Source organism: Thalassospira sp. HJ (assembly GCF_000948415.1).
In the GTDB taxonomy this organism is placed as follows: Bacteria; Pseudomonadota; Alphaproteobacteria; order Rhodospirillales; family Thalassospiraceae; genus Thalassospira.
This window is the reverse complement of record NZ_JYII01000010.1, coordinates 679733-705344: the sequence shown is the minus strand read 5'-3', so window position 1 is coordinate 705344 and position 25612 is coordinate 679733. Positions and strand designations below refer to the sequence as shown.

Genomic DNA, 25612 nt, shown 5'->3' with positions numbered 1-25612 from the left:
TACAAATCATATGGGTTGCCAACATGATATCTGGTATTATCAACATCCCCTCGCATTGGATATTAAGCTGGATCAAAAATGGACGAAATCAATCAGATCGAGATTGAAAAGAGACTTATGTCGCTCCGCGAGGAACACCGCGATCTGGATGTCGCCATCGAACAAATGGTCCAGGCACCCCATCATGATCAGCTGCGTCTGGGCCGCATGAAAAAGCGTAAATTGGCGCTGAAGGACGAGATTCTTTATATCGAGTCGCAGCTTGTACCAGACATTATCGCCTGATTTCTGATCGGCTTATCGCCAAACACAGCTTCCCAAATCACTCTCATAGCAACACGGACCGCGCCAAAAGGTGCAGCCTGACCCATGATTGTATCATCTAGATGGGGGTGCGTCAGATTCCGTGGGGAATGCGGGCCAGTTGGGCCAGATACATTTCCTTGTGCGCGCGAAGTGCTGCGTCCGCCGCATTCAGGGCCGAAGTCGACGTATCGCCACTTTGCGCATGATGCAGCCCGAATACCGGCACGACCGAAATCGGCTGATCATTATGAATAAACGGATGCTGATCAAGCCAGCGGGTCACGGCATCGACACGCTGCCAGACGTCTTCTTCATCAACATTGTACATCAAGGCCGCAAAGTCATTGCAGCCAAGATAGCCAAGATGATGCGGTGACATGATGAAGTCGGCCATGATGCGACGGACATAGTTAAACAGGCCTTCCTTGCAGTCCTGCCCGTGGCGCTGAAGGATTTCGTCAAGGTTCGCCAGTTCGCACATCAGCAGCATCCGGCTGGTGCGATCCCGCCCCACCAATGACATTTCATTTTCAAGGATCTGCAGAAAGGCCGGGCGGCTGATCGCGCCGGTGAACGGATCGCGGCCCTCGTTGCGGGCCAGATGTGCCTGACGCTGCTTAAGGTCACTCAAGTTTTCATTGAGCCCGTTGATACGCACCATCAGGCGACCAATCGCCTGCTCGACGGCGGGTGTGACCTGATTATCCGGGATGCCCAGGACATTGGCCATATCGGGGGTATGGTACGGGGCTTCGTCGACAGTGTCGGGAACATCGCTGGTGTCGATGTCGACTTGATGGTCGCGATTGGGCGCACGGCGATGGCCAGCATCCTTGCCATAAGCAAAGATTCCGTGGGGGCTTGGTGGGTATCTTCCGTCCCCGCCCCCCATCGATGGTGTGATTGATCCGGGCCTTGTGACCTTCATGTCTGACCTTCCCGTGCTACCTGCACAGTTATATGAGGCAATAGTAAATAATAGATCAAAAACGCAATAATTTCACCCAAATTTTCAACCTGAAGTGACACGCGCTATAATCTTCGATTATTTCACCAATACCTTAAAAAGATAATAATAATATAAAGAGCTTTCTCCGATTGCGCCATCTTTCAAGCAGGCTTGCATGATAGGTCTTGCTGCATATAATGCGGGCCTTCATGAAACCGCCCGAAAACGGAGCCGCCACTATGAGCGATCAAACCCCGGTCATCGGCATTATCATGGGAAGCCAGTCTGACTGGGAAACCATGAAAAATGCAGCAGATGTCCTTGATGCGTTGAACGTCGCGTATGAGACAAAAATCGTCTCCGCCCATCGCACACCCGATCGCCTGTATGATTATGCCAAGACGGCAAAGTCACGTGGCCTTAAGGTCATCATTGCCGGTGCCGGTGGGGCCGCCCACCTTCCTGGCATGGCTGCGGCCATGACGCCGCTTCCGGTTCTGGGTGTTCCGGTTCAAAGCCGCACACTCAAGGGTCTTGATAGCCTGCTTTCCATCGTTCAGATGCCGGGCGGCGTTCCGGTCGGCACCCTTGCCATCGGTTCGGCCGGTGCAAAGAATGCCGGCCTGATGGCAGCCGAAATCATGGCGCTGATGGATGATGGCTTGGCCGCCCGTCTCGATGACTGGCGCGCAGCACAGACCGCATCGGTCGCCGACGAGCCGGTTGACCCGGCACCGTGATTTGAAAAGGCGCGCCCGACGGGGCGCGTTTTTGTTTTCACATGACATTTAAGACAGTTGTCGCACAGCGGCACAGCGCAATACCTTCCCGTCAGGAAGAGTTTTGATCGAGGATTACATGACGCAGGATTTCGACACGCGCATCATCGCCCCGGGCAGCACCATTGGCATCATGGGCAATGGCCAGCTTGGCCGTATGGCCGCCTTCTGTGCCGCAGAGCTTGGCTATAAGGTTCATGTCTTTGGCCCCGGTGCCGACAGCCCGACCGAACAGGTCTGTGCCAAGGCCACCGTTGCCGATTACAGCGACCTTGATGCGCTGCGCGCCTTTGCCGCGGATGTCGATGTGGTGACGTTTGAATTTGAAAACGTGCCCCATGACAGCGTCAAACTGCTTTCGGACCTCGTTCCGGTCCGTCCGGGTTGGAAATGCCTGCATATCTCGCAAAACCGCCTGCGCGAAAAGACGTTCTGTAATGATCATGGCATCGGCACCGCCCCGTTTGAGGCTGTCCGATCGCTCGCCGATCTTGAAGCCGCCGTTGCCAAACTTGGCCGCCCGTCGGTTCTGAAAACCACCGAAATGGGCTATGACGGCAAGGGGCAGGTCAAGATTGCCGACGATACCGATCTTGCCGAAGCCTGGGCAGAAATGAACGGGGCCGAAGCTATTCTTGAAGGCTTTATCTCGTTCGAGCGTGAGATTTCCGTCATTGTCGCACGTGGTGTTAAAGGCGATACCGCCTGCTTCTGCCCGGTCGAGAATGTGCATACCAACCACATTCTTGATGTCACCGTTGCCCCGGCGGAAATTGCCGACGACCTTACGAAAAAGGCTGAAGACATCGCGATCAAGCTGGTCAGTGCCATGGAGTTTGTCGGGCTTCTGGCGGTTGAGATGTTTGTCACCACCGATGGTGACATTCTGGTCAATGAAGTTGCCCCGCGTCCGCACAATTCCGGTCACTGGACGATTGATGCCTGTGTCACCAGCCAGTTCGAACAGTTCATCCGTGCTGTTTGCGGCCTGCCGCTGGGCGATCCGGCGCATCATTCCAAGGCCCGCATGAAGAACCTTCTGGGTGATGACATCAATGACTGGCAGGCAATTTTGACCGAGCCGAATGCAAAACTGCATCTTTATGGCAAGGCCGAAGCAAAGCCGGGCCGCAAGATGGGCCATGTGACGTGGGTTCTGCCAAAATAAGGCGATCCCCACCGCCGACCAAATCAGGAATTCGCCCCGGATGCCAAGCGCATCCGGGGCTTTTTCGTATGTAGTTCATAGCGTTACGCGAAAGATGACCTGGCTGGCATTTTATGCCCAGTCGATTGGCATCCGGTTTGCTGTTGGTAGGGCAGGAAACTCTTTACGGATGACATGTGATGAAAAAGCTTCTGATCATTCTTTCACTGACCCTTGGCCTGATCGCTGTTGAAAGCCGCACCAACCCCGCCATGGCGGTACCGGGTGCAGCAGGCTTCCCCGATGTGATCGAGGGCGACAAGCTTCGCTTTGGCAATATGATTGTCGAACTGTTTGGCATTCGCGCCCCGAAACCCGGCATGATCTGCCGGGCCGGATCGGTTGAATTCCAGTGCGGCGCGGCCGCTGCCCAGGCGCTTGATCGCATCATTGAAAACTACGCCATCAAATGTCAGCAAGTCTCGGACGTGCAGCTGTTCCCGATGCTGACGGAATGCCAGATGGGTCAGAATGACCTTAACCGTCTGATCCTGCGCGCCGGATGGGCGATGGTTGATATGGTCAGCTGCGACAGCCATCCGAGCTGTGCGACCTATCTGAGTGACCAGAAATTCGCCAAGGACAACAAAAAAGGCATCTGGATGGGCACCCCGCCGTCCGAGCTGGTTGCCCTTGCTGCCAAACCGACCAAGCATGACCTGCAGGATGCAGACGACGCTAACGAGCTTAAAAACATGCTTGATGATGCGCTTGAACCGCAGCCGGTCGAAAACCCGATCAAGATCGATCTGGCGTCCGAGCTTGAGAAAGCCAACGAACCGGATCGCACGCTGCTGAGCTTCCTGACCAATACCTTCTGATACGGCACCGCCATTTCCGAGAGAGTTTCCTTCCCTCAAAACTCAAAACGCCACCGGCATACTGCACGGTGGCGTTTTTGTTTTGATTAACTTCTGGCAGCGTTAAGGGCGATCAGCCACCAAACTGGCGGCGCATCCGACCCGGGGTCGGCATGCAGCGCGCAATCTTTGCGCCCATCTTGAAGGGGGCTGCTGCAAACTTGCCCGCCTTACCGATCTTGGCGGTGATTTTCGGGATTTGCAGGACATTGCCAATGCGGCGATCGAGGAACGCCCAGCTATCAGCATGGCCTTCGGATGTGTCATCAAGCCAGTAGGCAAGCGTTGATCCATAAACACCGGCCAGCAACATGCGCTTGGTGTACCAGTTATGATCGGTCGAGGTATCACCAGCCGCGACCCACATCTTGTCCACCGTGCCATGGGTCAGTTTCAGACCAAGGGCGGCATTCTGCGGCAGGGTCATATAGGCGAGGGCCGCGCGCACGGTGTCTTTCTGATCTTCGACCAGATCAAGGCGGGTTTTGACCGCCGCTGCAATGCGCTCGCGAATTTTAAGATTCTCAAGGCCCATTTCATCAAGGGCCGCGACCATCTTGCGATCGGTCACCTCGACATAGGTGGTGATGGCCTGACGAATGCCATTGGGCAGCAGCCGACCCACCTCGCCCGAAGCAAGATCAAGATCATCCGCGCCAGCCTGCAATGCATGTTTTGTCCAGCCATCAAACGGCACATGTTCAAGCGCTGCCTCGACCAGTGCTTCGCGCTGGGCTTGCAGACGGGTCATGCTTTCAGTGACAGACATTCAGGTCTCCTCATCATGCGATTCTGCGTCAGTTGTCGCCGACTGTCTAAAGTTAGTCTCGGGCGGGTTTTCGCGCAATTCCTCGTTAAAACCAAGCAACGACATGTCTTCCATACGTTCGGGATACATCACCCCGATCAAATGATCATATTCGTGCTGAACAACGCGCGCATGGAAACCACCGGCGGTGTGCTCCACGCTCTCACCCTTCTCATTTAACCCGCGATAACGGATTTTGTTCCATCTTGGCACCACGCCCTGCAGGCCCGGAATGGACAAGCACCCCTCCCAACCATCAACGATGTCACCGCCAATCGGCTCGATTTCCGGGTTGATCAGAACGCTTAAGGGTATTTCACCATCGTCCGTATCATCGCTTTTGCGAAGGGCCGGCACGTAATAGACCATGATGGCGAGTGACTGAAACACCTGCGGCGCCGCAAGGCCAACGCCCCCGGCATCCTTCATGGTGTCCTTCATATCAGCAATCAGGCGCTGAATTTCGGGATCAAGCGGGTCTTCGACCCGGTCCGCAACACGGCGCAGAACCGGGTGGCCCATCCGGGCAATTTTAAGGATCGACATGGCCCTATATCCAACCAAAACCGTCTGGCTGTAAAGCCCTAATGCCCTGAAAAGACCAGTGTCTGGATCGGCCAGATCAAGGCCTGCACACGCAACAGGATCGCATGCACCGCGCCCACGGTCTGTACCATGTGCAAAAACAGCCAGCGGCCCGCGCCGATGTCAGGGTCTTCAAGCTGATCATGGGTATTGGTGTAGGCATTGGCGATACATTTACTGCCAAGCGGCACATCGGTTATCGATTCAGGATAAAGCGGCACCATCTTGGCCAGGAACGTACCCGGTTTGGCGCGATCGGTAATCTCAAGCAACTGGTCACTTGGCCGGAATTGGCCCGCCGCGATCACCGGCTGCACATCTGTCACCACCATCGGAATGATTTCAAACGGAAGGGACGCACAGGTGACCTCGGTGATCACACCGGGTTTGACGACCTGTGTCGCGATCTGGGCAAAGCCCGCATAATAGATCGGCTCGCCATCCTTTTCCGGGATCAGGATGCCAGCCGGACGCAGGATCGGGCTGACATAATCCCCGACCTGCAGGGCAAATTGCTGAATCTTGCCGTCAACACCGGCGCGCACCACGGTTTTGGAAAGCTCGGCCTCGGCTGATCTTAGCGCGGCCTGCGCATTGGCAAGCTGAGCCGGCAGCAGGCTTTGAAGCTTGGTTTCAATCACCGTCATGCTGGCAAGGGCCGCATTAAGCCCACCCTGCCGGGTTGTCAGGGACACTTCAAGACGCTCGACCTCGCGGCGCGATACCGCGTTGGTGCCACGCGACAAAAGGTCGGATTTGACTTCAAGCTCGTCGCGAACCTGATTATAGGCCCCGCGTGCCTGTTCGACATTGCCCTCGGCCACGGCAAGGTCGGCGCGGGAAACTTCCATCTGGGCGCGGATTTCGGCAAGGCGCTGTTCGGCCATGGCGACCGCTTCGCGTTCCACGCGGTTATCAATGCGAAACAACTGATCACCGCCCGCGACGACCTGATCATTCTCGACATAAATCTCGACCACGCGCCCGCCCTTTTCCGGCAGGATCGTGACGGTACGGAAAAACGACGACACATTCATGGTCGATGGATGGAAATAGAAAATCACCGCAACCAGGGTGATGGTCAGGATCGCACAGCCGACAATGCCGTAGCGCAGCTCGTACCAGACGGAAAACAGGGTGATTTCCTTGCCGATCCGCTTGCCCTGACGGTACCGGCGGATCAGATAATCGGGCAGGATGGTGAAAATCGAACACAGAAGAAGCTCAAACATCTTTGGAAGCCTCCTGCGTCACCGGTTCCGAATGACTTGGCCCGTCCGAGTCGTCGATTGCGCCCTTCTTGCGCGCCATGGCTTTCACAGACTCCGCGATTGATTGGATCGGGCTATAAAAATCAGGCACCTGAACCACCGCAATCACAAGGGCAGCCAGCCAAAACAGGTTGTTATGGGTAAACAGTGCCAGCAGTGTCAGGATGCTGATCAGCTGGATTTGCGTATGATTGGCATGATGGGCCATGCGTTCAGGCAAGGCATGCAGGCTAAGGTAAAGTGCGCCTGCCCCGAACACCGCCAGCACCACGAACCAGACAATAATGGTGAACAAAACGTCTGATTCACCTGGTGCAGTTACAAAGAACGGCGCATGTGCAATCGCCGTTTCGCGCAAGCCACCTTCCATTTCCGATCCTCCGAGCTGTTTGCATCGTGCCCGGAAAACCGGGGGAATTCAGATCGTCCACCTGATTGAAATCAGGCAATAGCTGCTGTTAACTCAAGGCATTATAACAACTTTTGATCTATTTTTGTTATTTGATGATCGCCATTTGGTTTCAAAGGGACCAAAACAGAAAAACCGCCTGCTTGCCCAATGGGTTTGCCAATCAGCAGGCAATAAACGTCAAAGGCGAATATCCCCTTCCCTCTTTTCTTTTTGCCCGCTTTGCACTATATACAGGCCACGGTCATGTTGACCGTAAATCCAACCGGGGGGCATTCCGCACTCCGGGTGTTTTTGTTTTTTTGAAAGGAGCGTGGTTTCCGTGCAGGTAATCGTTCGCGACAACAATGTCGATCAGGCTCTGAAAGCGCTTAAGAAAAAGATGCAGCGCGAGGGCATTTTCCGTGAGATGAAACTCCGTCGCCACTTTGAAAAGCCGTCGGAGAAGAAAGCTCGCGAAGGGGCGGAAGCAATCCGTCGTGCCCGCAAGCTGGAGCGTAAGCGCATTGAGCGCGAAGGCTTCTAGTCTTTTTCACTTTCGGGGTATCTCGAACGTGACTGTACGATCGAATTTGGCTTGCCAAGTTCGGACCCGTGCGCCAAGCCCGCCTCGGAGCAATCCGGGCGGGTTTGGTTTTTTACACCCACTCCCAATCCCACCCCAGGGTTTTAAATCAGGAATAATTCTCGTGGTCTAACGCGTTGAAAGCGGGTAAAAAGAATACGGTATGTTGTCATTGACCACCCATCAATGACATCACTTGGGGAACGATCCATGTCAGGTTTGCGATCAAAAGCACAGTTGATGGTTCGCATTTTATGCGTGACCGCGCTGATGCTTGCGGGTGTGTCGCACAAGCTGGCTTCGTTTGGACCTGTTCCCGATGCGGATCTTGCAAATTATGCCCTGCCTGATGGCACACTTCCCGTTCTGTGCCTGAGCGGCCAGGCAAGCGATCCGGACAACAATACAGGATTGCTAGAGACCTGCGAATTCTGCCGTATCGCTGCGGCGGTTATCCTGCCCGATAACCCGTCTGTCCCGACGCGGATCGAATTCGCAACACGTGTGTTCGCCCACCTGCCCAGACGGGTCGAACTGCGTGTGGCAATCCATGACACACCCGCCATACCGCGCGCCCCACCCTTTATCGTTTGATCTGCCCATCATTTATCGCAGTGATTTCGCGGCATTAGCGCCGCTTGCTGTGGTTCTTTGTGCATTTTCAATGAAAAGGTATATCTCCATGACAAAGCAAGCCGCTTTGGCGGATGCGGCTGTTCGTGATCGCGAACAGCGCACGGTTGCACGCAAATTTTATATGGCTGCATGGCGCTGGCATTTTTATGCTGGCCTGTATGTCGTCCCGTTCCTTTTGATGCTGGCTGTGACCGGCCTGATGATGATGTATTTCAACGTCATCGAAACACGCTTTGGTGACCGTCTCCTTGCCTCGGACGGTCAACATCAATCCCTGACAGCACAGGCCAAAGCCGCTGCCAACAGCCTTCCGGACGGATCAGTCCGCCAATATATCGCACCGCTTGAAGATAACCTTGCCACAATGTTTCTGGTTGATAGCGGAGAAAAGCAGCATGTCGTCACCGTTGACCCGGTCACTACCGACATCCGCAAAACCATCATCAAGGATGACAGTTGGTTCTATTGGGCCAGTGATATCCATGGCGAACTTCTTATTGGCGATCTTGGTGACCGCTTGATCGAAATTGCAGCCGGACTTGGCATCGTTCTGATCGTAACGGGGCTCTACATGTGGTGGCCACGCAATGGCAAAGGCCTTGGCAGTGTGCTTTGGCCTGATTTATCGACAACACGACGGACCTTCTTGAAAGAACTGCATGTTACGTCGGGCTTTTACATCTCGGTCGTTTTGTTCTTTTTCCTGATTTCAGGCCTTGCATGGGCGGGAATCTGGGGTGGGCAGTTTGTTCAGGCTTGGAGCACCTTCCCCGCAGAAAAATGGGATAATGTTCCACTGTCTGAAGATATACATGCTGATATGAACCATGGCGTACTGCATGATGCACCTTGGGGTCTTGAACAAACACCAATGCCCGTATCTGGATCGGACGTTGGCGCAAACGGTATCCCGGCAAATACGGATATCAACCTTGATACCATGAATGCCTTCGCACACTCGATAGGGTTCAGCGGCCAATACCGCATCAACCTACCACGTGGCGAGAACGGCGTTTACACCCTTTCTGCCGACAGCATGAGCGGCGATAGCGTGCCACCAACCGGGGACCGTACCATTCATGTCGATCAATATAGCGGCAAGGTACTGGCCGAAGTAACCTATGATGACTATTCGCTTGCTGCCAAAAGCATGGCCGTTGGGATTGCGCTTCATCAGGGTGATCTGGGATGGTGGAATATCATCGCCAATACGCTGTTTTGCCTGATCGTGATCTTCTTGTGCGTCAGTGGCATCGTCATGTGGTGGATGCGCCGCCCGGCAAACAGTGCTGGCCTGCGTTTGACCCCGCCGCCACTGCCCAACAACCTTCCACTTTGGAAGGGTGCCGTATTTCTGATGCTGGTCCTGTCACTGGCTTTCCCGTTGACCGGGATTACGCTTGTGACAGTCCTCGCACTTGATATTCTGATCCTGTCACGCGTGCCAAGTCTGCAGCGTGCCTTTGGCTAATAGGATATCCCCCGTCCGAACTTTTCGGGCGGGGATTTATTTGCCGGATATCCAGCTTTGAAGCTGATCAACCATGCCTGGCTCATCGCCAACCGGGTCTGGCATCGGCTCAGACCGCACAATGATGCCCGACTGGGTGCGATAGACGGTATAAAGCGTATATTGCCTGATATCGGTAAAGGTCGAACTGCCATATTCGGCATCGACCAGGAAATTCCATTCCGCCAGATAGTTCATCAGATCAAGCGCATCACCCTGCCCCAGATCATAGGCCATCTTGGGCCTCGTGTTTTCATCATCGATATCGCGATAGCGGCCCTCAAAGCGCACCAGCTTATAGCGCGCATCCATGCCCATCACATTGACCCAGGGCTTCAGCTTGATGAACTCGGCATCAATCCGCCACTGATCACCATAAATCTCAAAGATGCCGACATCGCCGCCGACACCTGCCGCCAGATGCGCCTCAAACAGATCCTCATCCAACGGCTCGAAATACATCTTGGCAATCGGCTCTTCAGCCGTCAGCCGGACATAGGTCAGGATCGTCAGCCCCATGGACGCGACCAATGCAAACGATAGGATGACAACAAGTAAGAAGGAAACTTTAATCCATCGGAACATGGTGAATCTTCGAATTAAATCGACGAAGGGTAGTTAGTATTGCTCTAACAACTCAAACCAAAGATCGCGCACCCGCTGGTAGTTAGCAATGAAACTTTCTTCTTCATCGCCCTGGAATGGTAAGTCTTGCACGGAAAATGATCGCGACCTAGTCAGGTCAACTATTCGAAAATCAACGTCTTTGTATTGAGTAATCCCCCTAGACAATACGAACAATCCCTGTCTAGCCAATTGTTCGGTCAGCGCTGGTTCTCGGTTGAAGTAGGGATATATTATGCGATGAGCGTTATCCCCGATTTTGAGAGACAACATATTTTCCAGTTTCACGGTCAGCTCTGGATCTTCAACTGTGTAAACCCCTCTCACAGACTGGTCGAGAAACTCGAAAGGCTCATTAATCCAACGCCTTTTTTCATTCCACCATTCAAGAAAACCCTTTTCCAATTCTGGATAGCGTCTTTTCCGCTGGTCACTCTTCTCCACACGCTCTGCTACAGACACCGAAAGTGTTTTTTCTCCAATAACATGTTGCTTCACGTCAGCCCAAAACGGCGTGTAGAAATCCCGACCCTCGCCGCCTTTGAGAGACTGCAAAATATCTCTCCGCAACTGCGACACTAATTTGTTTTGCTTCATACCAAACAATTGCAGCAGTTTACGTAGATGAACCTTCTCTATCGCCATGGACCACCTTTGCGCTTAATATTTATACATTAGAATACCCTTTACATTGCACCACTCCCAGTAAATTTGTGCAGCCACCCCATCTATTTTTAATTGAACCAAAAAAAGGCGACCCCATCGGAGCCGCCTTTTGTCGTTTCAAACCGGATGGTTTGATCAGTTATCGAGATGCATGACGATTTCTTCGCACATCTTCTTGGCATCGCCGAACAGCATCATGGTGTTGTCCTTGAAGAACAGTTCGTTCTGGATGCCTGCGTAACCTGCTGACATGCCACGTTTGACGAACAGGACCGTTTTGGCCTTTTCGACTTCAAGGATCGGCATACCGAAGATCGGGCTGGTCGGGTCGGTTTTGGCGGCCGGGTTGGTGATGTCATTGGCACCAATCACGAAGGCCACGTCAGCCGAGCCGAAATCACGGTTGATTTCTTCCATTTCCAGCACGTCGTCATAAGGCACGCTGGCCTCGGCCAGAAGCACGTTCATGTGACCCGGCATACGTCCGGCCACCGGATGGATGGCGTAGCGGACATTGACACCCTCGGACTTGAGGATATCGGCCATTTCACGCAGCGCGTGCTGTGCCTGTGCGACGGCCATTCCGTAGCCCGGAACGATGATGACGCTCGATGCATTCTTCATGATGAAGGACGCATCATCGGCCGATCCGGATTTGACCGAACGATCACCATCCGCACCAGCACCAGCGGCTGCCTCGCCCTCGGCGCCAAAGCCACCAAAGATGACATTGAAGATCGAGCGGTTCATGCCCTTACACATGATGTAGGACAGGATCGCACCCGACGCACCAACAAGCGCACCGGTAATGATCAGCGCGTTGTTTTGCAGGGTAAAGCCGATGCCACATGCCGCCCAACCCGAGTACGAGTTCAGCATGGAGACAACGACCGGCATGTCTGCCCCGCCGATCGGAATGATCAGCGTAATACCCAGAACAAGTGCCAGTGCAACCAGGATCCAGAAGGCCGTATGGCTTTCGGTTGCCACAAGGATGACACCAAAGACAACGATGCCAATACCGATGGCAAGGTTAAGCATATGCTGGCCCTTGAAGCGCACAGGTGTGCCCGAAACGATGCCCTGTAATTTACCGAACGCAATCAGCGAACCAGTAAAGGTAATCGCACCAATCGCAACACCAAGGCCCATTTCAATCAGGCTGGCCGCACCGATATTGCCCGCCGTACCGATGCCATAGGCACCCGGCGAATAAAGGGCAGCCCCGGCAACAAACACCGCCGCCAGACCGACAAGCGAGTGGAAAGCCGCGACAAGCTGTGGCAAGGCGGTCATCTGGATCTTGAGCGCGATGACCGTACCGATGGCGCCACCGATCAGGATCCCGACGATAATGGTTGTGTATGACAGCACAGCCGGGCTTGCCAGCGTGGTAAAGATGGCAATTGCCATACCCACCATGCCAAGGATGTTCCCGGTACGGGCCGATTCAGGTGACGAAAGTCCGCGCAACGAAAGAATGAAGCAGACCGAGGCCACCAGATACAGGAAAGCCGACAGGTTTTCCGACATTGTGTGTTCCCCCTACTTCTTTTTCTTGAACATATGCAGCATGCGCTGGGCGACGATGAATCCGCCGAAAATGTTGACGGATGCCAACACCACCGCAATGAAGCCCATCATCTTGGAGAAGTTCATCTCCACCGGGCCTGCTGCCAGAAGCGCACCGACGATAATCACCGACGAGATGGCGTTGGTCACAGCCATCAGGGGTGAATGAAGTGCCGGGGTGACTTTCCACACGACGTAATAGCCAACAAAGCAGGCCAGGACGAACACGGTCAGTCCAAGAACCGTCGGGCTGACCCCCGATCCCTGGACCGCAACCGCGGCCGAACCAGCAGCGTCAGATGCGCCGGTTGCCAGACTGTCGGCAAGCTTTGCTGCCTTTTCCGCAAGGCCAAGGGCGGCATCGCGGAGTTCATTTGCATTCTGGGCTACGGATTGATCAGCCATTTGCGACCTCCTCCCCGCCGAATTTCGGATGAACGACCTTTCCATCATGGGTCAGACGCGTCTCTTTGATGATCTGATCTTCGCCATCAAATGCGAGTGCGCCTTTGTCCTTATCGACAGAAAGGGTGATGAAGTTCAAAAGGTTCTTGGCATACATCGCCGTCGCATCGGTTGCGACAGAACTTGTGATGTTGGACGGGCCAATCAGCTTCACGCCATTATCGGTCATCACCGTTTCACCAAGCTTCACACCGGCAACGTTGCCACCGCGCTCAGCCGCCAGATCAATGATCACCGATCCCGGCTTCATGCCAGCCACCATATCGGCGGTGACGATTTCCGGTGCCGGACGGCCCGGAATAAGGGCGGTGGTAATGACGATGTCGGTCTTGGTCAGGACCTCTTTAAGCTTTTCGGCCTGCTTTTTCTTGTAGTCGTCCGACATTTCCTTGGCATAGCCGCCCGATGTTTCCGCATCAGAGGCATTGTCGTCTTCGACTTCAATGAAGGTGCCGCCAAGCGACTGAACCTGTTCTTTTACCGCCGGGCGCACATCAAATGCCGAGACAACGGCACCAAGGCGCTTGGCGGTTGCAATCGCCTGAAGGCCGGCAACACCGGCCCCGACAACAACAACGCGTGCCGGCGGCAATGTGCCTGCCGCGGTCATCATCATCGGATAGATGCGGCCAAATTCATGGGCGGCATCAAGCACCGCGCGATAGCCCGCAAGATTGGATTGGGATGACAGCACATCCATCGACTGCGCACGCGAAATACGCGGCATCAGCTCCATGGAATAGCCATCTACACCGGCCTTTGCCATGGCCTCGATCAGCTCCTTGCGATCGAACGGCTCAAGCAGGGCCACAACCGCAGCCCCCTTTTTATAGGCAGTTAATTCGTTGGTTTTGCCGTCAATGACAGGTGGGCGCACCTTGAAGATGACATCGGCATCCTTCACGGTGGTTTTCATTGTTTTGGCAATGGTTGCACCGGCATCGACAAAACGATCATCCGGTATGGCGGCGTCAATTCCGGCACCAGCCTCAATTGCAACGTCAAACCCGAGAGCCTTGAGCTTTTTCACGGTCTCTGGTGTGACGGCAACGCGCTTTTCCCCGGGCCATATTTCCTTTGGAACGGCCAGTTTCATCGCGTTTGACCTCCTTCCCTGTTGATTGGTCAGTTTGACAATCCGTGTTCATTCAAAGCAACCGGTTCCAGAACGTCGTTTCGCGTTCCTTGCGGACCGATCACAGGCAACCCTTATCCAATTCAATTATTTCGGACCAACACACCTATCGGCCCGAAAAAAGAAAAAGGCGGTTCTTCAGCAATCGCAGAAGAAACCGCCCACTTTCCCACCACGCATTACAAGGCATAAAACCTTGCCGACATGTCAGGTCCCACCCGCCAATGGTGCTCAGGACAAACAATCAATGACGCCCTGCATGTCTGCGTTGAAAGCAAGATGCGATTTCTCACCGACAACCACAATCCGAAAAACCGATAAAAAAACACTTTAACAAAATATCAGTTAAAACTTCCAAAAATCATATATGTGTGGAAATTCGCACATTTAATTTCCATTATGGAACAAGTCCTGATCCGGATCGTCACACAATAGATCGTTGATTTTCGGCAGTTTCCCCTGTTTTTACCCCACGTTGTAAGTGAATATTATCTTACAAATAAACGCCCAAGTCTTCATTTATTGCTTGTAGGGCACGCAATAAGGAACGCTGCAAACGCCAAAAGGTTCGCAAAAATATTCTCGAATTTTTGAAAACTAACCGGGTTCAGATGCCGAAAATCACGTTTTTGATCGCGCAATTTGATCAAAAACCCGTTCGACTCTGCATTGAAAACGCGAATCGTTGGGGCCAGCCAACCCCGATTACGCGACTTATGCGTCGGGTCGCTCGAGACCAATCTGATCAAGGGCAGCTTTCTGCCGGGCTTCGAGTTTTGCCACGTCAAAGTCGCCAACCAGATCGTTAAACAGGCGATACCAGTTCACCTGTGCATCCAGACGCAGGAACACCGCGCCAAGCCCGACTGCCGCACGGTCAACCAGAACGAACTCGCGGGGTGGTTTGACACCACCGACACGGCGCAGTTCCTGATGAACCTTGCCGGCCACTTCCGCGCCATAGGCGACCGAGTTGGTTTCGCCCATCTTGCGTTCCCGGTCATCCAGGATCGGGCCATAGACGAAGCTCGCCCAGATGTTGAGCACATCAATCAGTTCGCGTGACGGGTTCTCAAAGCCCCAGCTTTCATAAGCCGAAACAGCCTTTTCCTCGTCCTCGTCACGGAGTGCTTCATAAAGCGTGATCACAGCCTGCACGAAGTCGGGTTTGAAAATGCGGATACAGCCGAAATCAAGAAGATTGACCGACAGATCATCGCGCAGCGTGTAATTGCCCAGATGCGGATCGCCGTGGATCACGCCATAGCGATAAAACGGCACATACCACGCCCGAAACATATTAAGCGCCACCTGATTGCGCGCATCCTGATCGGGATCGCTTTCAAGGAAGTGCTTGAACTTCGGTCCCTGTTGCCAGGTCATGGTCAAAAGCCGCTTGGTGGTGACGTCATCAACCGGCTCGGGCACATGCACGCAATCCTCATCGGCCAGCATATGGCGATAAAGGCGCATATGTTTGGCTTCGCGGGAATAATCAAGTTCCTCGCGCAGGCGGGCGGTTAGTTCTTCCTGAATGTTCTGGGCATCAATCGCACTGTCATAGCGCTTATAGATCGCAAAGGCTGCGCGCAGCTGCTTAAGATCTGCCTCAACAGTTGCCGACATATCGGGATATTGCAGCTTGCACGCCACATCCCGCCCGTCGGGAAGCGTTGCCTTATGTACCTGCCCCAGAGATGCCGCGGCCACGGCATCGTGGCTGAATTCGGTGAATTTCGATTGCCATCCCGCACCCAGTTCGCTGCGCATCCGGCGTTTGACGAACAGCCAGCCCATGCTGGGCGCATCAGCCTGAAGCTCTGCCAGGGCCTGGGTATATTCTTTGGGCAGGGCATCGGGGATGGTGGACAGGATCTGGGCGACCTTCATGAGCGGGCCTTTGAGCCCGCCCAAGGCCGAAGTCAGTTCGGCGGCGTATTTGGCATGATCAATCTCGCCGCCGAACATTTTCCCAGTGGCAAGGCGCGCGGCCAGCTTGCTGGCCGAAGCACCCACCCGTGCATAACGACGAACCCGCCCGCCAAACCTGTTTTCCTCGTTTGCGGCGGTATAATCATCGTCGTTATCACTCATTTCAGGAAAGCTCCTCCAGCTCGTCGATCATGCGCTTGATCATATTGAGGCCCCGCTGCCAGAAGGCCGGGTCCGATGCATCAAGTCCGAACGGTGCCAGAAGTTCCTTGTGCCGTTTGGTGCCACCGGCCTTCAGCATATCAAGATACTTCTGCTGGAAGCCGTCTTCGGCACCCTGATAAACATCATAAAGCGAGTTCACCAGGCAATCGCCAAAGGCGTATGCGTAGACATAGAACGGCGAATGGATGAAGTGCGGAATATAAGACCAGTAGTACTTGTATTCGTCTTCATAACGGATGGCATCGCCCAGACTTTCATGCTGTACGGCCAACCAGATGTCGCAGATCTCATCAACGGTCAATTCACCTTCGCGGCGCTTTTCATGCACGCGTTTTTCAAACTCGAAGAACGCAATCTGACGCACAACGGTGTTGAGCATATCCTCGACCTTACCGGCCAGCATGATGCGCTTCATCTTCGGATCAGATTCTGAGCGCAGCATCGACTGGAAGGTCAGCATTTCGCCAAATACCGATGCGGTTTCCGCCAGTGTCAGCGGCGTATCGGACAGGAAGTAACCCTGCTCACCTGCCAGCACCTGATGCACGCCATGGCCCAGCTCATGAGCAAGCGTCATCACATCACGGGTTTTGCCATGATAGTTGAGCAGCAAGTAAGGGTGTGCGGACGGCACAGTCGGATGGGCAAAGGCGCCCGATGACTTACCTGCACGTGGCGGCACATCGATCCACGGGTTATCAAAGAATTTCTGACCAACTTCGGCCAGTTCCGGCGAAAATTCGCCGTAAGCCTTGAGCACGGTCGAACGCGCGGTATCCCAATCGATCTGACGATCATCATCATCAGGCAGCGGCGCGTTACGATCCCAGTAATCAAGCTGATCAACGCCAAACCATTTCGCCTTCAGGCGATAATAGCGGTGCGACAGATCGGCATGGCTGTTTTTAACGGCAGTGTTGAGCGCGTCGACAACTTCATCCTCGACCTGGTTGGACAGGTTGCGCGATGAAACCGGGGTTGCGAATTTGCGCAGGCGATCATCAATTTCCTTGTCCTTGGCAAGGGTATTGGTGATGTGCGCCAAAAGCTTGATGTTCTTGCCCAGAACGTCACCAATGGATTTCGCGGCCTTCTTGCGATCATCAACCTTGCTTGAAGACAGCATGTTCGCGGCATCGGACATGGTCAGGTCTTCGCCATCAATCGGGAAGCGGAGTTCTGCCATCGTCTGATCAAACAGGCGCACCCACGCGGCCGATCCGGCAACGCGGCGTTCATGCAGGACCTGCTCGACCTCGTCGGACAGCTGATGCGGGCGGAAGGCACGGTTTTCATCAAGCCACGGGCGATAGCGGCGCAGCGCTTCGCTTTGATCATACTTGGCATCAAGCGACGCATCTTCGATGCGGTTGATTTCAAGACCAAAGAACAGCGACAGGCTGGAAATGCCGGTCATTTCTTCCTGAACAAACTGGTAGAACTGGCCAATGGCCGCGTCCGAGCTGTCACCAGCATATTTCAGCTGCGCAAAGGATCCGATCTTGCCGCAGATTTCGCTGATCGCTTCATATTCGGCAATGGCAGCTGCCAGTTCATCACCCGACAGGTCATTGAGCTTACCCTGATAGCTTTGCTGGAATGCCTGAGAGCGGCTTTTGGCATCATCAAGATCGCGCCGGATATTCGGGTCTTTCAGATCGTTGTAGAGATCGGTCAGATCCCAGGTCGGCAAATTCTTGTTGATCGCGTTCATTTGTCCTCCAGACAGTCTCGTTGGTCGCGTGCGTCCGATCCGCAGCGGCAAAGGGTATGCCTTTGCTTTTTAATCGTCCTGATCCGATATATAGCCCGTCAAAGCCATATCACCAGACCCGTTTACAGATACGGTTTCAAATTGCTGGGTCGATCATATCGTTCCTTGTGCCATGGACAACAGCAAAGCCGCATCAAGGGCCAAACAAACCGCATTTTGCAGCGCCTTTGACCGGAACAAGCCACCCCAATCCGCGTTTCTGTGACATAGGCGACAATTCGGTCTTTAAAATGTCATTTTCAGGCTGCGCAATTGTGCAATCCCTGATAACAAATTCATCTTGGAACGTTCGTTTATTCCGATCTGCCGCGCGCTCGCGCGGGTATAAGGAAAAAGGAAATGACAGCGTTACCATCAGGGCAGCGCAAAGATTGCCCGTTCGCGGGAACAAAGAGTGAGGCAAGGAAACGTCATGACAAGTTTGCAGGATTATGCCAATTGGCAAAACTTGCCGACCATGTTTTTTGAAAAGGCCAAGAAACATGGCGACACGCCGTTTCTTTGGACCAAGGATTCCGAGGGCAAGGAATTCGTCCCGACAAGCTGGCAAGAGGCCGCCGATCAGGTCCGTGCCCTTGCGCGTGCCCTTTATGACATAGGCGTTCGCCCCGGCGACCGGGTCCTGCTGGTTTCGGAAAACCGTACCGAATGGGGCATTGCCGATCTTGCCATCATGTGCGTTGGCGCCATGACTGTCCCCGCCTACACCACCAATACCGAGCGCGATCATTTGCACGCGATCGAAGACAGTGGTGCGGCGATTGCCATTATCTCGACCAAGAAACTTGCCCAGCCTTTCCTGCATGCCGCCCTTGATAGCGGGCGCTGCCGCCATGCGATCATGATGGAAGAATGGGGTCAAAGCTTTGTCGGCGATATTACCATTTCGCGCTGGGATGACCTGATCGCCAAGGGGCGTGGTCTGACCCATGATGTTGATGACTGGATTTCCAAGATCAATCGTGATGACCTTGCCTGTCTGATTTACACATCGGGCACGGGTGGCTCGCCCAAAGGCGTGATGCTAAGCCACGGTGCGATCATTTCAAACTGCATGGGTGCGTTTGACATCATTGATACGCTGGGCATCGACAAGGAAATCTTCCTGTCCTTCCTGCCGCTGTCGCATTCCTACGAACATACTGCCGGTCTTTATTTCCCGATCAGTATCGATGCCCAGATCTATTACGCCGAGGGGCTTGATAAGCTGGCGGCCAATCTGGCCGAAGTCAAACCGACCATCATGACGGCCGTACCGCGCCTTTATGAGATGCTTTATCAGCGCATGAGCCGCATGGTCGAAAAGGAAGGCGGCATCAAGCAGAAGCTGTTTGACCTGACCCTGCGTCTGGGCCGTAAGAATTACGAAGGCGAACGACTTGGCCTGATCGAAAAGCTTCAGAACCTTGCCTGTGAACTCTTGCTGCGTCGTAAGCTGCGCCAGCGCTTTGGCGGCCGGATCAAGGCGATGGTCTCGGGTGGCGGTCCGCTGAACTACGAACTGGGTGTCCTGTTTGTATCGTGCGGCATTCGCATCCTTCAGGGCTATGGCCAGACGGAATTTGCCCCGGTGGTGTCGTGTAACCGTGCTGAAAACAACAAACTGCGCACAGTTGGCCCGCCGATGGTGGGTGCTGAGGTCAAGATCGCCGATGATGGCGAGATCCTGCTGCGCGGCGAAAGCATGATGAAGGGTTACTGGAACCTGCCGGATGTGACGGCGGCGACCATTATTGATAGCTGGCTGCATACAGGTGACATCGGCAAGTTCGATGAACAGGGTAGCCTGATGATCACGGATCGCAAGAAGGACATCATCGTCAATTCCGGCGGCGACAATATCTCGCCCCAGCGGATCGAAGGCCTGATGACGCTTGAAACCGAGATTTCCCAAGCCATGGTCTATGGCGATGACAAACCCTATCTGGTGGCAGTCGTCTGGCCGGAAGAAGACTTCATGCGCGAGTTCGCCCGCGAAAATGGTATTTCGAACTCCATTGAAGAACTTGGCAAAAATGATGATTTCCGCAAAGTCATCCGCAACGCGATTGATCACGTCAATCAGCGCCTGTCGACGATTGAAAAGGTGCGCAGCTTCATGTTTGCCGAAGCGCCCTTTACCATTGATAACGAAATGCTGACCCCGTCGATGAAAATCCGCCGTCACAAGATCCGCGAAGCCTATGGCAAGCAGCTTGACGGCCTTTATCAGCGCAAGCGTGGCGGCCAATAAAACACCAAACGACTGACCATAAAGACGATGACGCGCCCCAAAGAAATCAAACAAACCCTTACCCTGGTCCGGGGTCTTCCCGGATCAGGTAAATCGACACTCGCCAAAAATCTGTGCCAGGCCACCGGTGCAGTTCATCTCGAAGCAGACATGTTCATGGTCGATCATGAAGGGTTCTACGAGTTTGATGGCACCCGCCTGTCGCAGACCCACGCCCGGTGCGAGGCGGAATGCCACAACGCCCTATCAGAGGGACAAGACGTTGTTGTCTCGAACACCTTTACCCGCTTCTGGGAAATGAAGGCCTATATCGACATGGCCGACAAGCACGACATTCTGTTGCAGATTGTCGAATGCCATGGCCGGTTCGGCAGCATCCATATGGTGCCCGATGAAACCCTTGCCGATATGCGCGATCGCTGGGAACCGCTGCCGGAAAAATACCGCTAAGGGACGCGCCCCTAGTTCACGGTTGAGAAGACCTGCTTGAGGATATCAGTCGTCCAACGGGTCGGATCGCTTCGGATATCGGCTTCCTGAAGGGCGATATAATGGAACAAGCCATCCATCGCCTTATCCGTTGCGTGATCGGTCAACGATGCCTTGAGGTCGGGGACAAACGGCAATTGGGCGTACTGCCCCACCATCTGATCATATAGCGACAAGGCGCCAGTGTCTGACAGCGCGTCCGTGATCATCGGGCGCAGACGTCCTTCGATATCGGTTCCTGAAACACGCCTAAGATACTGGGTAGCGGCGTCATCCGGGCCTTGCAAGATGCCCTTGGCATCGGCGACCGTCATCTGACGCACGGCATTAACCAGAATATCGCCGGCATCCTGCATGGTCTGTTCGGCAGCCCGGTTCATCCGCAATTCGATTTCATCGGCGTAACTTCCAAGCCCTGCGGCACTCATCAATTTCTGGGCGGTCTGGACTTCGTCGGGCAGTGGGATATGCGCAACCGGATCGGCGTTAAAGCCATCAACAGCACCCAGTTGATCGGTGACCAGATCCACCCCGATATCAAGCGCCTGTTTCAGTCCCTGCTCGACCGTATCCGATGACAGGGCGGATATCCCTGAACCGCTGTTTGATCCACTTCCCGACCCCGATGAATTCATCGCATCGCCAAGGGCCTGCTTTGCCTTGTCAAAGAAGGATTGGGCATGAACCGGCGCGACAGTCCCGCCAGCCAGAACACCAACAACAAGTGCGACAGCACCGGCTTTGAAAACATGATCGGAAGTACGTTTGCGCATCTGCGGTCCTGCCATTTGCGTTATTGCCCGTGAAGGGAAAGACAATGAAGAATAATCATGGCCCGAAAAAGACAAAACCCCGGTAAATCAACCGGGGTTTTGCATGTGATATGTCAGGCGGCCTTATTCAATGACCTCGACCTTTTTGCCATTCAGCAGAAGGTCTTTGCCCTCGGCCGAGACAGGGACCGTATCACCGTCCTTGATCCCGCCTTCCAGGATCTGCATCGCCAACGGGTTCTGCAGATAACGCTGAATAACGCGTTTGAGCGGACGGGCACCATAGATCGGGTCATAGCCTTTTTCAGCCAACCAATCCTTGGCAGCATCATCAAGCTTGAGATCAATCTTGCGATCAAACAGAAGCTTCTCAAGACGACCAAGCTGGATATCGACGATCTTGCCCATCTGATCGCGGTGCAAACGATGGAACAGGATGGTTTCATCCAGACGGTTGAGGAATTCCGGACGGAACGATGCCCGAACGATTTCCATGACCTGGGCGCGGACTTCGCCGCTGTCGTGCCCCGGTTCCTGATTGGCAAGGATTTCCCCACCAAGGTTCGAGGTCAGAATGATCAGCGTATTGCGGAAGTCGACAACACGGCCCTGTCCATCGGTCAGACGCCCTTCATCAAGAACCTGCAGCAGGACGTTGAACACATCGGGATGTGCTTTTTCGACCTCGTCAAACAGGACGACCTGATACGGACGACGACGTACCGCTTCGGTCAGCGAACCGCCTTCCTCATAACCGACATAGCCCGGAGGTGCACCGATCAGACGCGCCACCGCATGTTTTTCCATGAATTCGGACATATCAATCCGGACCATGGCCTGTTCATCATCAAACAGGAACTGCGCAAGCGCCTTGGTCAGCTCGGTTTTACCGACACCCGTCGGGCCAAGGAACAGGAACGAACCAATCGGTCGGTTTGGATCCTGCAGGCCTGCACGGGCACGACGTACCGCGTTCGAGATCGAACGTACTGCATCATCCTGACCGACAACCCGTTTGCGCAGCGTGTCTTCCATCTCCAGAAGCTTTTCACGCTCACCTTCGAGCATCTTGTCAACCGGAATACCGGTCCAGCGCGATACGACAGACGCGATGTGCTTTTCGGTGACCGCTTCTTCCTTGATGCCACGCGACGGATCGTTTTCCGCCTTTTCAAGCAGCGCCAGAAGCGCCGGGATTTCTTCGTACTGAAGCTGCCCGGCACGATCAAGCTTGCCATCACGCATCGCACGTTCAAGTTCACCGCGCGCCTGATCAAGCTGTTCCTTGATATGGGTTGATGCAGCCAGTTCTTTCTTCTGGGCTTCCCATTTCGCGGTCAGCTCGGCGGATTTGCCTTCAAGCTCGGCCAGTTCCTTGTCCAGACGGCCAAGACGATCCTTGGAGGCACTGTCCTGCTCTTTCTTGAGCGCTTCACGCTCGATCTTGAGCTGGATGATACGGCGGTCCAATTCGTCGATTTCTTCCGGTTTGGAATCAAGCTCCATGCGCAGACGCGAGGAAGCCTCATCCATCAGGTCAATCGCCTTATCAGGCAGGAACCGGTCGGTTATGTAACGGTTCGAAAGGGTTGCTGCCGCGACCAGCGCGTTATCGGCAATACGCACCCCGTGATGGAGTTCGTATTTGTCCTTGATCCCGCGCAGGATCGATACCGTGTCAGTGACTGACGGCTCATTGACAAAGACCGGCTGGAAACGACGGGCAAGGGCCGCGTCTTTTTCAATATGCTGACGGTATTCATCCAAGGTCGTCGCGCCAACGCAGTGCAGCTCACCACGCGCCAGGGCCGGTTTCAGAAGGTTCGATGCATCCATCGATCCTTCGGCCTTGCCGGCACCGACAAGCGTATGCAATTCGTCGATGAAAAGGATGACCTGACCGGCTTCTGATTCAATTTCGCTCAGAACCGCTTTCAGGCGTTCCTCGAATTCACCACGGAATTTCGCACCGGCAATCAACGCACCAAGGTCAAGCGACAGAAGTTTCTTGTCCTTAAGCGTTTCCGGCACATCACCCTTGACGATACGCAGCGCCAGACCTTCGGCAATGGCAGTTTTACCCACACCGGGCTCACCGATCATGACCGGGTTGTTCTTGGTCCGGCGCGACAGAACCTGCACTGCACGACGGATTTCCTCATCACGGCCAATAACCGGGTCGAGTTTTCCTTCGCGCGCGGCCTCGGTCAGGTCGCGGGCATATTTCTTAAGCGCGTCATACTGGTTTTCGGCACCGGCACTATCGGCCGTACGGCCCTTGCGGATATCATTGATCGCACCGTTCAACCCTTGTGCGGTGACGCCAGCATCGGCCAGCACCTTGCCGGCAGTGGACTTCGGATCAAGTGCGATGGTCAGAAGCAACCGTTCAGCAGTGACATAGCTGTCACCGGCCTTTTTGGCGACTTCCTGTGCCTGATCAATCAGGCGCGCAAATTCGGATGAAAGATAAATCTGGCCATTGCCGCCGGAAACCTTTGGCAATTTTGCCAGTTCCTGCGCGCAACGTTCCTGGGCAACTTTCGGCTTACCGCCGGATGCCTTGATCAGATTGGCTGCCAGACCTTCTTCGTCATCAAGCAGCACCTTAAGCAGATGAACCGGGACAAATTGCTGATGGTTCTCACGCAACGCAAGGGATTGCGCCGACTGGAGAAAGCCTTTTGACCGATCCGTGAAGTTTTCAAATTCCATTCCTGTCACTCCTTGAGCCAACAGTATTCAGACGATGTGGACCTTCTTGGAAGCGTCCACGGCATTGGTGTCATTACCGAATTCTAAAATTATAGATTATTTCGCCAGTGACAACATTGATATGTCTCAGTCTAGCGCGTTTGCAACCACATACCCCTACAAAAGTTGCAAGAATTATTTGTGCGCCGCAACACGAGTTTCTGGCATTATTCCAGATAACCGGCGACAGTCTTGAATTTTGCATGTGACACAGGGTTGCCCTTGGCAAAACAACGTTCTAACGTCGCCACGATATGCATGCCACTCGTCCCGCTTCATCCGGCATGCCAAAGCGCCATACAGGAACACAGATCATGACGATCGAACTCAAAGCCATCAAAAGATACCCGGTCAAGGGCATGCGCGGCGTTGATCTTGCAGAAGCAAAGATCAGCGCGCACCACATGATCACTGACGATCGTCGCTTTGTCATTGCCACCCAGTCGTCCGTCGGACAGGAAGGCGTTCATGAATGGGCGCGCAAAAGCAACTTCCTGCAGCTGGTCAACACACCGAAGCTGGCCGAAATCGGCACCGAATATGATGACGCCACCACGACCCTGACCATTCTTAGAAATGGGCGCGCCATCTGCAAAGGCAAGCTTGATGAAGCCATGGGCCGCACCGTGGTTGAGGATTTCCTCAAGGCATTCCTGAAAAACGACATTGCCGGCACGCCGAAAATCTATTCCGTGCCAGACACCCATTTCGGCGACATGAAAGAGCCTTTCATTTCGCTGCTCAACCTGGCGTCGATCCGTGATTTCGGTACCCGCATCGTTCAAAGCGAGATCGATCCGATGCGTTTCCGTGGCAACCTGCTGGTTGACGGACTGGAGCCGTGGAAAGAACTGGAATGGAACGAAGACAAGATCATCAAGATCAATGATATCTCGTTCCGCGTCGTGCACCCGATCACGCGCTGCAAGGCAACCAGCGTCAATCCGGACACCGCCGTTGCCGATATCAACGTGCCGCTGATGCTGCGCAAGGGTGTGAACCACCTTTATATGGGGGTTTACCTTGAGGCCCTTGGCGACGGCGCGATTGCACCGGGCGATGAACTGACCATCGCCTAAGCCCTA

General features: G+C 54.2%; 24 protein-coding genes. 10 read left to right on the top strand and 14 right to left on the bottom strand.

Annotation, left to right across the window (positions count from 1 at the left end; genetic code table 11):
* Positions 1-78 precede the first annotated feature (78 nt).
* The gene (locus tag UF64_RS08665) at positions 79-285 is read left to right on the top strand and encodes a YdcH family protein (RefSeq protein WP_044828164.1); all 207 of its coding nucleotides are present in this window, start codon (positions 79-81) and stop codon (positions 283-285) included.
* 112 nt (positions 286-397) lie between these two features.
* Here the strand turns inward: UF64_RS08665 and UF64_RS08660 are convergent, their stop codons facing one another.
* Positions 398-1234 (bottom strand): diguanylate cyclase domain-containing protein, encoded by an 837-nt coding sequence (locus UF64_RS08660; protein WP_235285006.1) that lies wholly within the window; start codon positions 1232-1234, stop codon positions 398-400.
* A gap of 260 nt (positions 1235-1494) precedes the next feature.
* On the opposite strand from UF64_RS08660, the gene purE reads away from it, so the two are divergent.
* The 3 genes from purE to UF64_RS08645 all read left to right on the top strand — a co-directional run bounded on the left by purE (position 1495) and on the right by UF64_RS08645 (position 4062).
* The gene (gene purE / locus UF64_RS08655) at positions 1495-1995 is read left to right on the top strand and encodes a 5-(carboxyamino)imidazole ribonucleotide mutase (RefSeq protein WP_008891667.1); all 501 of its coding nucleotides are present in this window, start codon (positions 1495-1497) and stop codon (positions 1993-1995) included.
* A gap of 118 nt (positions 1996-2113) precedes the next feature.
* Positions 2114-3202, top strand: a complete 1089-nt coding sequence (locus UF64_RS08650) for a 5-(carboxyamino)imidazole ribonucleotide synthase (protein ID WP_044828162.1) — start codon at positions 2114-2116, stop codon at positions 3200-3202.
* A gap of 179 nt (positions 3203-3381) precedes the next feature.
* A complete protein-coding gene (locus UF64_RS08645) occupies positions 3382-4062 on the top strand; it encodes a thermonuclease family protein (RefSeq protein WP_044828161.1) in 681 nt (226 codons plus the stop codon).
* A gap of 112 nt (positions 4063-4174) precedes the next feature.
* Here the strand turns inward: UF64_RS08645 and UF64_RS08640 are convergent, their stop codons facing one another.
* From UF64_RS08640 to UF64_RS08625, 4 genes are read right to left on the bottom strand one after another with little or no spacing between them, the layout of a single operon-like run.
* The gene (locus tag UF64_RS08640; RefSeq protein ID WP_044828160.1) at positions 4175-4870 is read right to left on the bottom strand and encodes a COQ9 family protein; all 696 of its coding nucleotides are present in this window, start codon (positions 4868-4870) and stop codon (positions 4175-4177) included.
* The gene (gene def / locus UF64_RS08635; RefSeq protein WP_044828159.1) at positions 4871-5455 is read right to left on the bottom strand and encodes a peptide deformylase; all 585 of its coding nucleotides are present in this window, start codon (positions 5453-5455) and stop codon (positions 4871-4873) included. It lies immediately after the preceding gene.
* Between the two features lie 38 nt (positions 5456-5493).
* A complete protein-coding gene (locus tag UF64_RS08630; RefSeq protein ID WP_044828158.1) occupies positions 5494-6726 on the bottom strand; it encodes an HlyD family secretion protein in 1233 nt (410 codons plus the stop codon).
* The gene (locus UF64_RS08625) at positions 6719-7135 is read right to left on the bottom strand and encodes a hypothetical protein (RefSeq protein ID WP_044828157.1); all 417 of its coding nucleotides are present in this window, start codon (positions 7133-7135) and stop codon (positions 6719-6721) included. Before UF64_RS08625 ends, UF64_RS08630 begins: the two co-directional genes overlap by 8 nt.
* Positions 7136-7496: 361 nt before the next feature.
* Between UF64_RS08625 and rpsU the strand changes: the two genes are divergently transcribed.
* From rpsU to UF64_RS08610, 3 genes are all read left to right on the top strand, one after another.
* Positions 7497-7700, top strand: coding sequence for a 30S ribosomal protein S21 (gene rpsU, locus UF64_RS08620; RefSeq protein ID WP_008891676.1), 204 nt, complete (start codon positions 7497-7499; stop codon positions 7698-7700).
* 279 nt (positions 7701-7979) lie between these two features.
* Positions 7980-8333, top strand: a complete 354-nt coding sequence (locus UF64_RS08615) for a hypothetical protein (RefSeq protein ID WP_052657514.1) — start codon at positions 7980-7982, stop codon at positions 8331-8333.
* Between the two features lie 88 nt (positions 8334-8421).
* Complete coding sequence (locus tag UF64_RS08610; protein ID WP_044828156.1) at positions 8422-9846, top strand: PepSY domain-containing protein; 1425 nt, start codon at positions 8422-8424, stop codon at positions 9844-9846.
* A gap of 36 nt (positions 9847-9882) precedes the next feature.
* On the opposite strand, the gene UF64_RS08605 is transcribed toward UF64_RS08610, so the two are convergent.
* The 7 genes from UF64_RS08605 to UF64_RS08575 form a co-directional block, all read right to left on the bottom strand.
* Complete coding sequence (locus UF64_RS08605) at positions 9883-10404, bottom strand: hypothetical protein (RefSeq protein WP_235285005.1); 522 nt, start codon at positions 10402-10404, stop codon at positions 9883-9885.
* A gap of 99 nt (positions 10405-10503) precedes the next feature.
* A complete protein-coding gene (locus UF64_RS08600) occupies positions 10504-11154 on the bottom strand; it encodes a hypothetical protein (RefSeq protein WP_044828154.1) in 651 nt (216 codons plus the stop codon).
* A 156-nt stretch (positions 11155-11310) separates the two neighbouring features.
* Positions 11311-12708: an NAD(P)(+) transhydrogenase (Re/Si-specific) subunit beta gene (locus UF64_RS08595; RefSeq protein ID WP_044828153.1), complete on the bottom strand. Its 1398-nt coding sequence runs from the start codon at positions 12706-12708 to the stop codon at positions 11311-11313.
* Positions 12709-12720: 12 nt separating this feature from the next.
* On the bottom strand, positions 12721-13152 hold the full coding sequence (locus tag UF64_RS08590; RefSeq protein WP_044828152.1) for an NAD(P) transhydrogenase subunit alpha: 432 nt from the start codon (positions 13150-13152) through the stop codon (positions 12721-12723).
* The gene (locus tag UF64_RS08585; RefSeq protein ID WP_044828151.1) at positions 13145-14308 is read right to left on the bottom strand and encodes a Re/Si-specific NAD(P)(+) transhydrogenase subunit alpha; all 1164 of its coding nucleotides are present in this window, start codon (positions 14306-14308) and stop codon (positions 13145-13147) included. Before UF64_RS08585 ends, UF64_RS08590 begins: the two co-directional genes overlap by 8 nt.
* A 753-nt stretch (positions 14309-15061) precedes the next feature.
* Entirely contained in the window at positions 15062-16441 is a 1380-nt protein-coding gene (locus UF64_RS08580; protein WP_044828150.1) for an AarF/ABC1/UbiB kinase family protein, read from the bottom strand.
* 1 nt (position 16442) lies between these two features.
* Positions 16443-18218 (bottom strand): M3 family oligoendopeptidase, encoded by a 1776-nt coding sequence (locus tag UF64_RS08575; protein ID WP_044828149.1) that lies wholly within the window; start codon positions 18216-18218, stop codon positions 16443-16445.
* A gap of 472 nt (positions 18219-18690) precedes the next feature.
* Between UF64_RS08575 and UF64_RS08570 the strand changes: the two genes are divergently transcribed.
* Complete coding sequence (locus UF64_RS08570) at positions 18691-20511, top strand: long-chain fatty acid--CoA ligase (protein WP_044828148.1); 1821 nt, start codon at positions 18691-18693, stop codon at positions 20509-20511.
* 27 nt (positions 20512-20538) lie between these two features.
* A complete protein-coding gene (locus UF64_RS08565; RefSeq protein ID WP_044828147.1) occupies positions 20539-20961 on the top strand; it encodes an ATP-binding protein in 423 nt (140 codons plus the stop codon).
* A gap of 11 nt (positions 20962-20972) precedes the next feature.
* Here UF64_RS08565 and UF64_RS08560 read toward each other — a convergent pair whose 3' ends face one another.
* Together UF64_RS08560 and clpB are read right to left on the bottom strand one after the other, a co-directional pair.
* Complete coding sequence (locus UF64_RS08560) at positions 20973-21773, bottom strand: DUF4197 domain-containing protein (RefSeq protein WP_044828254.1); 801 nt, start codon at positions 21771-21773, stop codon at positions 20973-20975.
* Between the two features lie 123 nt (positions 21774-21896).
* Positions 21897-24488, bottom strand: coding sequence for an ATP-dependent chaperone ClpB (gene clpB / locus UF64_RS08555; protein WP_044828146.1), 2592 nt, complete (start codon positions 24486-24488; stop codon positions 21897-21899).
* A 353-nt stretch (positions 24489-24841) separates the two neighbouring features.
* On the opposite strand from clpB, the gene UF64_RS08550 reads away from it, so the two are divergent.
* Positions 24842-25606, top strand: a complete 765-nt coding sequence (locus UF64_RS08550) for an MOSC domain-containing protein (protein ID WP_044828145.1) — start codon at positions 24842-24844, stop codon at positions 25604-25606.
* The last annotated feature ends 6 nt before the right edge of the window (positions 25607-25612 follow it).